Source organism: Nocardia crassostreae (assembly GCF_001613405.1).
Lineage (GTDB): Bacteria > Actinomycetota > Actinomycetes > Mycobacteriales > Mycobacteriaceae > Nocardia > Nocardia crassostreae.
The window spans coordinates 29,773-42,669 of the sequence record NZ_BDCH01000037.1 but is presented as its reverse complement, the minus strand read 5'-3'; the positions used below and the strand labels follow the sequence as shown (position 1 = coordinate 42,669).

Sequence of the window (12,897 nt, the reverse complement as noted above, 5' to 3'; positions counted from 1 at the left end):
GCGCTCTCAGCGGTGCGCGCGGGGGTCGGTCAGCAGATACTGCGCCGCCGCGTAGGTGCCGAGAATGACGCCCTCGGTGACACGGCGCGACCGCTCGCCGCGGGCGAAGATCTTGCGCAGCACTACGAGCCCGTCAGAGAGCGTGAACAACAGAGCGCCCACGCCGAGGCGACTGCGCGCATCGGAGTTCGGGACATTCAGCCCTGCAATGTTTTTCGCGCCGGGCGCGAGCGCAGGATCGGAAGCCAGCGTCGCGGCCGTCCCCAGCGTCGCGCCATAGGCGGTGAGCGGGACGGCGACCGCGGGCGCCTTGGCCCGCAGGAGCTCGGCCGCGCCCAGCCAGGCCCCCAACCGCTGACCCGCGATCTGCGGCCGGGGCCGGGCACCGCGCCGCCACCACAGCCAGGAGTATCCGGACTGCATGACGGCGAAAGACGTTGCGCCCGCAATCAATCGGCGGTCATTGTCCGGCTCGATGAGCAGCACGTCGCCGACGGTCGCGGCGGCGAGCGAGCCGAGCAGCACGGCCCGGTCGGCGGGATCCAGGTCGGATCCGTTGACCGCCACATCCGCCGCCAGCAGGGGCATCATGAGCGGTTTGGCAATCCACTGCAATGTGTCGCGACCGGTGACGGCGCCGAACACCGTCACCGCCGCGGCGCCGACGAACGCGGCGCGAAAAGGTCTGGCCATGACTAGAAGCTGGGCTCCGCCGGAGCCGGGGGCAGCACCGCGACCTGACCGGCATAGGACAGTCCGGCGCCGAAGCCGAGCAGCAGCGCCAGCTGACCGCCCTTGGCCTTGCCCGAGACCAGCATCTCCTCCATGGACAATGGAATCGAGGCCGCCGAGGTATTGCCGGTGTTCTCGATATCGTTGGCCATGGGGATCTCGTCGGCCAGGCCCAGATTCTTCTTCATGAGCTCGTTGATGCGGGCATTGGCCTGATGCGGGATGAACACCTCGATGTCCTCCTTGGCCACGCCCGACATCTCGATGGCGCTGGACAGGGCGCGCGGCAGGGTGACCGCGGCCCAGCGGAAGACCTTGGGGCCCTCCATGTGCAGCGACATGCGGCCCACGGGCTCGACCGCCGGATCGGTGCCCTGCAACCGCTGCGCCTTGTTCATGAATTCCAGGAAGTCGACATCCTGCGCGATGGCCTCGGCGTTCTCGCCGTCGCTGCCCCATACGGTCGGGGAGATGCCGTTCTCCTCGGCCGGTCCGACCACGACCGCGCCGGCGCCGTCACCGAAGATCATGGCGGTGCCGCGATCGGTCGGGTCGAGCCCCACGGTCATGGTCTCGGCGCCGATGACCAGGATGTATTCGGCCGAGCCGGAACGGATCATGTCCGACGCGACCCCGAGGCCGTAGCCGAACCCGCCGCAGCCGGAGGTCAGATCGAAGGCCGGAATGCCATTGATGCCGAGATCCGAGGCAATGGTGGGTGCGCCGTGTGGGGTGAGCTTGAGCCAACTGGAGGTGCACAGGATCAGCGCGCCGATCTTGGAGCGATCGAGGCCGGTGTTCTTCAGCGCGCGATCGCCCGCCGCCACCGCCATGGTGCGCAGCGTCTCGTCGCCACTGATCCAGCGCCGGTTGAGAATGCCGGTGCGATCGAAGATCCACTCGGGAGTGGAGTCGAGCACCTCGCACACCTCGGCATTGCTGACGAGACGCTGGGGGCGGTATGCCCCGATGCCGAGCATCGCGACATTCTGATGACCCTTGTTGACCGCAATGCTCACCACAGGTGACTCAACCCTTCACAACAGCATGTCGACTTCGTTGTCGGACATAAGTCCAGGACCAGGCTAACTCAGAACAAATGGTTAACCCAGAGCAAGATCTTTGAGTCCGAGAATGGAACGATATTCCAGCCCCTCGGCCGCGATCACACCGTCGGCCCCGGTCTCCCGGTCCACCACCGTGGCCACGCCCACCACGATTGCTCCGGCGTCGCGCAGCGCGCGCACCGCGGTCAGCGGCGAGTTGCCGGTGGTCGTGGTGTCCTCCACCACCAGCACCCGCTTGCCCACGATGTCCGGGCCCTCGATCTGCCGCTGCATACCGTGCGACTTGGCCGCCTTGCGCACCACGAAGGCGTCGATGGGGCGGCCCGGCGCGTGCATGACCGCGGCCGCCACCGGATCCGCGCCCATGGCGAGCCCACCGACCGAATCGAAATCCCAGTCCGCGACCAGCTCGCGCAATAGCTTGCCGATCAGCGGCGCCGCCTCGTGATGCAGGGTGGCGCGGCGCAGGTCCACGTAGTAGTCGGCTTCCTTGCCCGAGGACAATGTGACCTTGCCGTGCACGACTGCGAGCTCGCGCACCAGCCCCGCCAGTCTGTCCCGGTCGGTCGTCGTTACCTGCATTTCTGTGTCTATGTCCTTCCGCGTGCGTTGAACAGGCCCCGATTCAGGCGGGTCACCAGCGACCGGGGGATCAGTCCGGCGACCGCAGCGATCGCTTTGTACTGCATTCCGGGCACGCTGATCACCCGGTTCTTCTCCAGATCAGCCAGCGACCCGGCCACCACCTCGTCCACGCTCAGCCACAACTGTCGCGGCAGCGAACCCGGATCCAATCCGGCTCGCTCATGGAATTCGGTGTGGACGAGCCCCGGGCACAATGCCTGCACCCGAACGCCGGTCCCGGCCAGCCCGCCCGCCAGCCCTTGCGGAAAGGATACGACGTACGCCTTGGAGGCCGAATAGGTCGAACCCCTCCCGGGTATCAGGCCCGCCATACTGGCCACATTCACCACCGTGCCCTTGGCGGCGGCCACCATGGGCGGCACCGCCGCCCGGGTCAGTCGGACGACGGCGGTGACATTCACATCCAGCTGCCGTTGCAGCAGCTCCGGATCCACGGTCCAGAACTCGCCCGAGTTTCCGAATCCCGCATTGTTGACCAGGAATTCGACGCCCTCGGCGAGCCGCGACGCGACCCGGTCACGGTCCGCGGTGCGCGACAGGTCCGCGGGCACGATCTCCGCCCGCGCCCCGAAACGCACCTCGCAATCGTGCGCCAGCGCGGCGAGCCGCTGCTCGTCGCGCGCCACCAGCACCAGGTCGTAGCCGAGCGAGGCGAGCCGGATGGCGTATGCCTTGCCGATCCCCGACGTCGGCCCGGTGACCACGGCCACCGGCCGGTGGGCGCCGGGCAGGCGCGAAACGGGAGAGCTCTCGGTCATCGACTACCCATCGCTCGACAAGACAAGGGCACGGTCGCCGGTGACCGTGACTGCGCACCATTCTGGTCCCTCGAGGCGCTGCTCCGGGGGAATTACGCGCGATGGAATCGGACCAGTCCGGACCGGATCCGGGAGTGGGACCGATTACCGCGGGGCCGGACCCTGGTACGGGCGGAAGCCGGGGTGGAACGGACCGCCGGGCGGGGCGCTGCGGCCCTGATCCTTGCGCCAGCCCTCCTCGGGTTCGCGATCGTCCTCGGGTTCCTCGTCCGGCCAGTCCTCGGGTTCGGCATAGTCGTCGTCCGGATGTTCGGCGGCGCGGCGCGCGTCCTCGGCGGCCCAGTCCTCTTCCTCTTCCGGGGCGGGCGGCCAGTTGCGGCGCGGGCGATTGCGCGGATCGGGCACGACTTTCAGTGCGGGACGCCAGGATTCGGGCTCGGACTCGGATTCGTCGCCCGCGATGTCATTGACCAGCGGGCTGTAGTCGTCCTCGTCGTCCGGCTCGGGGCGACGGGCGGGCTGGGTGCGGGCGGTGGGGCGCTCGGCCTCGTAGTCGCCGTCCTCGTCGTAGCCGTCGTAGTCGTCGTCCTTCGGAACCGGATGGGAGCGGCCGGGTTCGGGCAGATCGTCGCGGGCGCGCTCGGAGCTGATGACCGGCGGCAGCACGTGCAGCAGACCGGACAGTCGCAGCACCGCGTCGATGGCGGTCTCCCAGTCCTTGGAGGTGGAGCCGACGGGCAGCATGCCCAGGGTCCAGTTGCCCTCGCTCCACAGCTGCTGCACGGTATCGGGCAGCGATTCGATGAAGGCCACCATGCGCTGATCCACCGCGTGCCGGGCGATATCCGGATTGGTGGCGAAGACCACCCGATCGCCGATGGCGCCGAGCAGTTCCAGATCGTGGTCCTTGGGCGGTGCGGCCGTCTTCAGGCGCAGATCGATATCGATATCCGAACCGATCTGCCGACGCACCGCGACCAGGGTGGCGGCGTCCTCCAGATCGAAGAGCACGAACTTCTCGCCCTTGCGATTGCCGGACACCACATCCACCGCCGACAGATAGCCGAGCTTGGCCAGCGCACCGCGCCGCCAGGTGGAGGCGAGCGCCGGTTCCACCGAAACATAGGTGTAGCCCTGGGATTTCGCCCAGACCTGCCGCACATGTCCCGTGCGCTGCCGTTGCAGCCGATCGAAATAGAGCAGCACGATCGCGCCCACGAGCGCGATCGCCGCCAACCCGAACCATATAGCCGCCATCGCCGCCTACCCTATCCAGCCGGACGTTGAAATGCCCGGTACGCCTGCACGTTGTCGTGCGCGAGCCGCCGCCGGATCGCTCATCGGGGCGCGCTCGGCAGCGAGGTGCTGATGATGATCTTGGCCTGAATGGATCCGTCGGCCGCCTTGTCCCCCTACACCATCACCATCTCGCCGACCTTCAGATCGGCCACCGTGGTGGTGGTCAGCGAGATCACCTGGGTGTCCGCATCGGTTTTCACGGTCACGGTATCGCCCGCCAGGGTGGTCATGGTGAGCGTCTTGCCGTCATTGCTGGCGATGGTGCCCATATCCGCGCCGAGGCCCTCGATATCGCCGAAGCCGGGAATCTGCGGTATGCCGCTGGGTAGTTGGCCGCCGGTGGTCCCCGGCAGCGAGGGCACCAGCAAGGGATTGGTGGTGCTGGTCCGGCCCGAGGAGGCGGTGTCGGACGACGAATCCTTGTTCGCCAGCAGCACTCCCGCGATCACGCCGCCCAGCGCGACGAGCACGAACGCGGCCACGCCGACCACGACCCACATGCTCTTGTTGCGCTTCGGCGGCTGCGGACCGGACGGCGGCGGATAGCCGGGCTGATAGCCACCCGGCCCACCGGGCCCGCCCGGATAGCCGGGCGCCCCCGGATATCCGGCCGCACCGGGCGGTGCATAGGCGCCGGGCTGCGCGTACTGGGTTTCGTAGCTGCTCGTCTGCGCGTACCCGCCGCCGCTCTCGTAAGCGCCCCACCCGGCGTCGGGCGGCGGCATCACGCGGGTGGCATCGGGCCCGGGCGGCTGGGCGAAGTAATCGGTGGGCGCCGAGTAGTACTCGGTGGGCCCGTACGCCTCACCGGGCTCGGAGGTGTGCCCACCCGGCTCGCCGACCCGGTCGACCTTCTCGGTCGGCCCGTCCACCGGATGGGGGTCGGGCCGCCGCGACCATGGATCGCTGGGGTTGGTCATGGCCTCCAGGGTAGGCGGCCCCACACCGCGCGGCGCAGAACTCGACCGCGCGGTGTGCGATTCGCCGGGTTCAGCGGCCGACGATGAGGTGGTCGCCGTCGGAGCTGACGTTGACCTTCACCGTGTCGCCGTCCTGGACCTCGCCCGCCAGCAGTTCCTTGGCGAGGGTGTCGCCGATGGACTGCTGGATGAGGCGGCGCAGGGGGCGGGCGCCGTAGGCCGGGTCGTAACCACGCACGGCCAGCCAGAAGCGGGCCGAGTCGGAGACGTCCAGCTTCAGGCGGCGCTGGGAGAGGCGCTTCTGGAGCTGGTCCAGCTGGATGTCGACGATGGTCTCCAGCTGCTCCTCGTCCAGGGCGTGGAACATGACCACGTCGTCGAGGCGGTTGAGGAATTCCGGCTTGAACGCGGCGCGCACCGAGTTCATGACGAAATCCTTGTCGCCGCCCGCACCCAGATTGGAGGTCAGGATGAGGATGGTGTTGCGGAAATCGACGGTGCGGCCCTGACTGTCGGTGAGCCGTCCCTCGTCGAGCACCTGCAGCAGGATGTCGAAGACGTCCGGGTGGGCCTTCTCGATCTCGTCGAAGAGCACCACCGTGTACGGCCGCCGCCGCACCGCCTCGGTGAGCTGACCGCCCTGGTCGTAGCCGACGTAGCCCGGGGGCGCACCGACCAGGCGAGCCACCGAATGCTTCTCGCTGTACTCGCTCATATCGATGCGGACCATGGCGCGCTCGTCGTCGAACAGGAAGTCCGCCAAGGCCTTCGCCAGCTCGGTCTTGCCGACGCCGGTGGGGCCCACGAACATGAACGACCCGGTCGGCCGGTTCGGATCGGCGACACCGGCGCGGGCGCGGCGCACCGCATCCGAAACCGCCTGCACCGCTTCGGCCTGTCCGACCACGCGCTTGCCCAGTTCCTCCTCCATGCGGAGCAGTTTCTGGGTCTCGCCCTCCATCATCTTGCCCACGGGGACGCCGGTCCAGGCCGACACCACCTCGGCGATATCGTCGGGCCCGACCTCCTCCTTGAGCATGACGTCGCCGTCGGCCGCGCCCTTGGCCTTGGCCTCGGCTTCGGCGAGTTCCTTCTCCAGCTTGGGGATTCGCCCGTACCGGAGTTCGGCGGCCTTGCCCAGATCGCCATCGCGCTCGGCGCGATCGGATTCGCCCTTGAGCGTCTCCAGCTCCTCCTTGACCACGCGCACCGAATCGATGGCCGCCTTCTCGTTCTGCCAGCGGGTCATCAGCTGATTGAGCTTCTCGCGGTCGTCGGCGAGTTCGGAGCGCAGCTTCTCCAGACGCGTCTTGGAGGCGTCGTCGGTCTCCTTCGCGAGGGCCATCTCCTCGATCTCCAGCCGCCGCACGGCGCGTTCCACCTGATCGATTTCGACCGGGCGGGAATCGATTTCCATGCGCAGCCGCGAGGCCGACTCGTCGACCAGGTCGATGGCCTTGTCCGGCAGGAATCGCGAGGTGATGTAGCGATCCGACAGGGTGGCCGCGGCGACCAGCGCGGAGTCGGTGATGCGCACGCCGTGGTGCACCTCGTAGCGCTCCTTGAGCCCGCGCAGGATGCCGACGGTGTCCTCGACCGACGGTTCGCCCACCAGCACCTGCTGGAACCGGCGCTCCAGGGCCGGATCCTTCTCGATGTGCTGGCGGTATTCGTCGAGCGTGGTCGCGCCGACCAGGCGCAGCTCGCCGCGGGCCAGCATGGGCTTGATCATGTTCCCGGCGTCCATGGCGGATTCGCCGGTCGCGCCCGCGCCGACAATGGTGTGCAGTTCGTCGATGAAGGTGATGATCTGTCCCGCACTGGATTTGATCTCCTCCAGCACGGCCTTGAGCCGCTCCTCGAATTCGCCGCGGTACTTCGCGCCCGCGACCATGGCGCCCAGATCGAGCGAGACCAGTCGCTTGCCGCGCAGCGATTCCGGGACATCGCCCGCGATGATTCGCTGCGCGAGGCCCTCCACGATGGCGGTCTTGCCCACGCCGGGTTCGCCGATGAGCACCGGATTGTTCTTGGTGCGCCGCGACAGCACCTGCACCACGCGCCGGATCTCGGTGTCGCGCCCGATGACCGGATCCAGCTTGCCGTCGCGGGCGGCGGCGGTGAGATCGATGGAGTACTTCTCCAGGGCCTGATAGCTGCCCTCGGGATCGGCGGTGGTGACGCGGGTATTGCCGCGCACGGCGGTGAACGCCTCGCGCAGATTGTCCGCGGTGGCGCCGTATTTCAGCAGCAGCTGCGAAATATCCGAGTCCCCGGCGGCCAGGCCGACCATGAGGTGCTCGGTGGAGACATATTCGTCGCCCATCTCGGTGGCGAGCCGCTGCGCCGCGGTGACGGCGGCCAGGGCCTCGCGCCCGAGTTGCGGGGTGGCGGTCGCGCCACTGGCGCGGGGCAGCCGGTCAACGATGTCCTGGGCCTCGCGCCGGACCGTCGCCGGATCGACCGCGACGGCCTTCAACAGCGGGGCGGCGATGCCGTCGGTCTGATCCAGCAACGCCACCAGCAAGTGCGCCGGACGGATCTCCGGATTCCCGGCCGCCGAGGCCGCCTGCAGTGCGGCGGTCAGGGCCGCCTGGGTCTTGGTGGTGGGATTGAACGAGTCCACTGTCACCTTTCCTACTAGTCGTTTACTCGGTCCAACGCGGCGATAGTTGAGTCTGTTCCGCTCAATTCTGACGAGTTTTCGACATCGGCACCAGAGGGACGAAGGTCACAGACAACGCTACGCTGGGACCAGTTCGTCGACGCATCACTGTCCCGCCTCCCCGCGCCTTCAGCGCCCGGCCTGGGAGCCGTTAACGGTCCTGCACGCGTGCCTGCGGTTGAGCGCCAAAACAATTTTGGACGTACCCGACGAGTTACCCGGACCTTACGAAATCAGTTGCAGATTCCCGGACAGAACGGAGCCCTCATGCACGCGATCGTGGTACGAGAATTCGGCGGCACGCCCGAATCGGCGGATATGCCGATCCCGGAACCCGGGCCGGGGCAGATCCAGATCCAGCTCGAAGCGGCCGGGGTCAACCCGTTCGACAAACGCATCATCGACGGCATCCTGGACGGCAAGTTGCCGCACGACTTTCCGCTCATACCCGGCACCGACGGCGCGGGCACGGTCTCGGCGGTGGGTTCCGGGGTGAACGACTTCGATATCGGCCAGCGCGTGGTCGGCAAGTTCCTCACCCCGCCCATCGGGCACGGCACCTACGCCGAGTACATCGTGGTGCCGCGCGACACCACCATCGCCAAGGTCCCCGACGAGATCACCGCCATCCAGGCGGCGGCGCTGCCGGTCGCGGGGATCACGGCGCTGGATCTGGTGCATGCGGCCGGGGTGGGTTCCGGGCAGACGGTGCTGGTGATCGGCGCGACCGGCGGGGTCGGGTCGTATCTGGTGCAGCTGGCCACGCTGGCGGGCGGGCACGTCATCGCCACCGCGCGGCCCGATGCCACCGACCGCATGCTCCGGCTGGGCGCGGCCGAGGTGGTGAACTACGGGCGGATTCCGGTCGGGGATGCGCTGACCGGGCAGCAGAGCACCGAGCTGTCGGTCGCGGACTCGGTGCGGATCACCGTGCCGGGCGGGGTGGACGTGCTGTTCGATCTGGTCAGCCCGCCGCCGGTCTTCGCCGAGAACCTGACCCTGGTCAAGGACGGCGGCAAGGCCTACACGACCGTGTGGTCGGCCGACGAGGACGAGCTGACGCGGCGCGGGATAACCGGCGGCAACTTCGAATCCCACGGCGGTGCGGCCGAATTGCGGGAGCTGCTGCGCGATGTCGGCAATGGCGATCTGGTGGTCCCCATCGACGCCACCTCGCCGCTCGCGGACGCCCCGCAAGTTATCGGCGCGTCCGGTGGGCGAGGCAAGACCGTGCTGGTCATCTGAACCTCTGGTTACATGAATGGCTCCAGCTTGGCTATATCCGTGCGACCACGGTTTTTTCAGGGATACTTGACGCGGAGGGCGGCCTGGAACCAGGCCCGTCCGGGGTAGTTGCAGAGGAAGGAAAGCTCGACGTCGTGGATGCGCGTTCGGCAGCGCTGGTCCGCGCAAACTTTCGGACAGTCGTCGAGGCCCCGCACGGGCCCGAACGACTGATCAGCGCGTTCTACGGTCACCTTTTCGCGGAGATTCCCGCCCTGCGGGAGCTGTTCCCCTCCGCCATGGACATGCAGGCGAAACGCCTGGTTACCGCCATCCAGTTCGTCCTGGACAATCTGGAGGACTGGGATCGCGCGCAGCGCTTCCTGGAACAGCTGGCGCGTGATCACCGCAAGTACGGCGTGGAGGCGGCGCACTACGACATCGCGGGTCGTGCGCTGCTCTCGGCATTCCGCAGTTACAACGGGGTCGGGCACTGGAACCGGCAATTGGAGGCCGGATGGCGCGATGTCACCATCCTCATCTCGGCGTCCATGGCCATCGGCGCCAATTCCGACAAGTCGCAACCGTATTGGGAGGCGACGGTGGTCGGGCACCGGCGGGTGGTGGACGATCTGGCCATTGTCCGGCTGCAATCGGACACGCCCATTCCGTACGGGGCCGGGCAGTACGTGCCCATCGCCATTCCGCAGCGGCCCAAGATGTGGCGGTATCTGTCCCCGGCCATCCCCACCAATCCCTACGGGGAGATCGAGTTCCATGTGCGCAAGGTGCGCACCGGCTGGGTGAGCCCGGCCATCGTGAACGAGACCAAGGTGGGCGACCGGTGGATGATCGCCGCCCCGCTGGGCGGTCTGCACGTGGATCTGAGCAGCCGCAAGGATGTGCTCATGATCAGCTCGGGCACCGGCATCGCGCCGATTCGCGCCCAGCTGATCGAGATGGGGCGGCGCGGCATCAATCCGCGCGTGCACCTGTTCATAGGCGGGCGCTATCCCTGCGATCTCTACGATGTGGAGAACATGTGGCAGCTCTCGCAGAGCAATCCGTGGCTGACGGTGATTCCGGTGTGCGAGAACGAAACCAACCCGTGGTGGCATCCGTACCCGCCCGCCGAGACGCCCTTCGGCATGCGTCGGCGGCTCATCGGTAACCTGGGCGCGGTGGTGGCCAGTTTCGGCGCCTGGGCGGACCGGCAGATCCAGATCGCCGGGTCGGCGCGCATGATCGCCGATACCAAGCGGGCACTGCTCGCGGTGGGCACCCCGGAGCGGAACATCATGTCCGATCCGGTCTAGCTTTCGTTGTGGCACAGAGAATTTCGATGATCAGGAGTTGGCTTTGACGCGCGGCCCGGACGATACCGACGAATTCCCGATCATCAAGGCGGTGCCGTCCTACGCCGATACCGACGAGCTGCCCATCGTCACCCCGGACACGCCCCCGCCGGACGGCGTCCCGGCCGCCCGGTCGAACTCGCCGTTCGGGCCGTCCGCCGCCGAGGGGGAATGGTCGGCGACGGTGGTGGGCGCGCACCGGCTGCGCGAGGATCTCGCGGTGATCCGGCTGATCGGCGAGTTCGTGCCGTTCTCGGCCGGGCAGTCCATGGAGGTGCGCACGCCGCAGCATCCGAATATCGTGCGGCGCTTGTATTCCGCGCTGCCGCCCTCTCTGGACGGCAAGCTGGAATTCCATGTGCGCACGGTGCCGGGCGGCTTCTGCAGCGGATCGCTGGTGGAGGACACCCGCGCCGGGGACGAATGGCGGATCGGCAATCCGGGCGGCTGGCTGACGGTGGACGAGGACGCCACCGAGGTGGTCATGATCGCCGACGGCATCGGCCTGGCCCCGCTGCGCGCGCTGCTGCTGGATCTGTCGCGGCGCGCCACGCCGCCGAATCTCACGCTGTTCCTGGGCGGGCGCTATCCGCGTGATCTGTACGCCGCGGACATGCTGTATCTGCTCACCGAGCAATTCCCTTGGCTCACCGTGCTTCCGGTGGTGGCGGACGAACAGGATCCGGTCCGCACCGACGCCTGGTACGAGGCGTGCAAGGTGAATGTCGGGTTCCAGCCGGAGGAGATGCTGCCGGGTACGCTCGCCGAGGTGGTCGGCCGCTTCGCGCCCTTCGATCACCAGCAGATTCTGGTGTGCGGCAATTCCGGCCCGGTGCAGGCCGTCGTGGACCGGCTCCTCGCGACGGGTACACCGCGGGAAAACCTACGCTACGAAGGGTTTTAGAACAGCAGGGTGCTAGAACAGCGGGTCGTGGCGGATGTTCTGGGTCGGGGTGCCCGCGGCCATGAGCCGGAACTTGGTGGTCTGCACCATCGAGGGCGATCCGACGATCTGCACGTCAAGATCCGCCCACGGCCCGAAACCGACCACGATCTTGCCGATCTGACCCACCCGGCGCGGCTGTAGTCCCGGAAGTTCGCCGGGCTCTTCGGAATCCGCGAAATGCCACCAGGGGTTCTCATTGCTCTCGGTGACCGGATTGACCGTGAGCCATTTATTGGCGCGCGCCAGCTGGCTCAGGATTTCCAGATCGTAGAGATCGCACGGGTAGTGCCCGCCCACGAACAGATCCACCTTGGGATTGGAGCGCCGCGCCGTCATGGCCATGAGCTGGGCGCGCAGCGGTGCGATACCGGTACCGCAGCCGATCATGAGCATCTTGCGGCGGGTATCGCGCGGGACGCCCAGCCCGCCCAGCGGTGAGCCGATGAGCCATTTCTCGCCGACCCTGGTGTGCCCGACCATGGCCGGGCTGACCCAGCCGCCGGTGACGCCGCGAATATGGAATTCCAGTTCGCCGCTGGCATTGGCCGGGATGGCCGGGGAGAGATACCGCCACATGCGCGGACGGGACGGGATCTGCACGCTCATGTACTGTCCGGCCGCGTACTGCATGGGCTGATCCAGCTGTAGCCGCACGATGGCGAGATTGCGCAGCACCTCGCGGTGTTCGATGACGGTGCCGGTCCAGACCGGCGGGGTGCCCTCCTGTTCGGCGGCGCTGATCATGGTGGAGGCGATGACGCCGAGGCCCTCGTCCCAGGCGCGGTCGACCTCGTCGGTCCACATCTCGGTCCCGGCGTAGGCCTGCATGGCGGATTTCAGCGATTTCCCCACGGCGGCATAGTGTTCGGCGACCACACCGTATTTGCGGTGATCGCGGCCCAGCTGGGCGAGGAACGGCAGCAGCTTGTCCGGCTCCTCCAGCCGGTCGACCACATAGGCGATGGCCTTCACGAGGCGGTCGCGCTGGGCATCGAGCGCGGCGGGGAAGAAGTCCCGTACTTGCGGGTAATCGGTGAAGAGGATGGCGTAGAACGAGCGCGCGAGTTTTTCCGGGCCGCCTTCCTCCGCAGCAACCGCCTTGAACGTCGTTCTTATCAATGCGACGGTCCGCGAATCCATTTGTGTCACAACCCCATTTCGCACTCGAACACGGGCGGAACCGGCGAGTGCGTGCTGCGGGACACTCGACAGCAGCCGTTGCCAAGCAAGTGTAGGTGAGGTTTGCCAGCAACGGAACGGGGCGTTTCAACAACACGCCTGTAATT

11 protein-coding genes are annotated in these 12,897 nt (G+C 67.6%); 3 read left to right on the top strand and 8 right to left on the bottom strand.

Annotated features, from left to right (window positions below):
- Positions 1-6: 6 nt before the first annotated feature.
- From NC4_RS33430 to clpB, 7 genes are all read right to left on the bottom strand, one after another.
- Complete coding sequence (locus NC4_RS33430; RefSeq protein WP_067546750.1) at positions 7-693, bottom strand: lysoplasmalogenase family protein; 687 nt, start codon at positions 691-693, stop codon at positions 7-9.
- Between the two features lie 2 nt (positions 694-695).
- Positions 696-1,754, bottom strand: coding sequence for a beta-ketoacyl-ACP synthase 3 (locus NC4_RS33425; protein WP_067546747.1), 1,059 nt, complete (start codon positions 1,752-1,754; stop codon positions 696-698).
- Positions 1,755-1,835: 81 nt separating this feature from the next.
- On the bottom strand, positions 1,836-2,381 hold the full coding sequence (gene pyrE / locus NC4_RS33420) for an orotate phosphoribosyltransferase (RefSeq protein ID WP_067546745.1): 546 nt from the start codon (positions 2,379-2,381) through the stop codon (positions 1,836-1,838).
- Positions 2,382-2,389: 8 nt separating this feature from the next.
- The gene (locus tag NC4_RS33415) at positions 2,390-3,202 is read right to left on the bottom strand and encodes an SDR family NAD(P)-dependent oxidoreductase (RefSeq protein WP_067546742.1); all 813 of its coding nucleotides are present in this window, start codon (positions 3,200-3,202) and stop codon (positions 2,390-2,392) included.
- 144 nt (positions 3,203-3,346) lie between these two features.
- Positions 3,347-4,459 carry a TtfA family protein gene (locus tag NC4_RS33410; RefSeq protein WP_174566914.1) on the bottom strand — a complete coding sequence of 371 codons (1,113 nt, stop codon included), beginning with the start codon at positions 4,457-4,459 and terminating at the stop codon, positions 3,347-3,349.
- A 155-nt stretch (positions 4,460-4,614) separates the two neighbouring features.
- Positions 4,615-5,421, bottom strand: coding sequence for a hypothetical protein (locus tag NC4_RS33405; protein ID WP_245722106.1), 807 nt, complete (start codon positions 5,419-5,421; stop codon positions 4,615-4,617).
- Positions 5,422-5,491: 70 nt separating this feature from the next.
- Entirely contained in the window at positions 5,492-8,047 is a 2,556-nt protein-coding gene (gene clpB / locus NC4_RS33400) for an ATP-dependent chaperone ClpB (RefSeq protein WP_067546739.1), read from the bottom strand.
- A gap of 306 nt (positions 8,048-8,353) precedes the next feature.
- Here clpB and NC4_RS33395 point away from each other — a divergent pair, with 306 nt between their 5' ends.
- From NC4_RS33395 to NC4_RS33385, 3 genes are all read left to right on the top strand, one after another.
- On the top strand, positions 8,354-9,331 hold the full coding sequence (locus NC4_RS33395) for an NADP-dependent oxidoreductase (RefSeq protein WP_067546876.1): 978 nt from the start codon (positions 8,354-8,356) through the stop codon (positions 9,329-9,331).
- 134 nt (positions 9,332-9,465) lie between these two features.
- A complete protein-coding gene (locus NC4_RS33390) occupies positions 9,466-10,626 on the top strand; it encodes a globin domain-containing protein (protein WP_067546736.1) in 1,161 nt (386 codons plus the stop codon).
- A 223-nt stretch (positions 10,627-10,849) separates the two neighbouring features.
- On the top strand, positions 10,850-11,569 hold the full coding sequence (locus NC4_RS33385; protein ID WP_067546873.1) for an FAD-binding oxidoreductase: 720 nt from the start codon (positions 10,850-10,852) through the stop codon (positions 11,567-11,569).
- Positions 11,570-11,581: 12 nt separating this feature from the next.
- On the opposite strand, the gene NC4_RS33380 is transcribed toward NC4_RS33385, so the two are convergent.
- The gene (locus NC4_RS33380) at positions 11,582-12,751 is read right to left on the bottom strand and encodes a globin domain-containing protein (RefSeq protein ID WP_067546733.1); all 1,170 of its coding nucleotides are present in this window, start codon (positions 12,749-12,751) and stop codon (positions 11,582-11,584) included.
- Positions 12,752-12,897 lie beyond the last annotated feature (146 nt).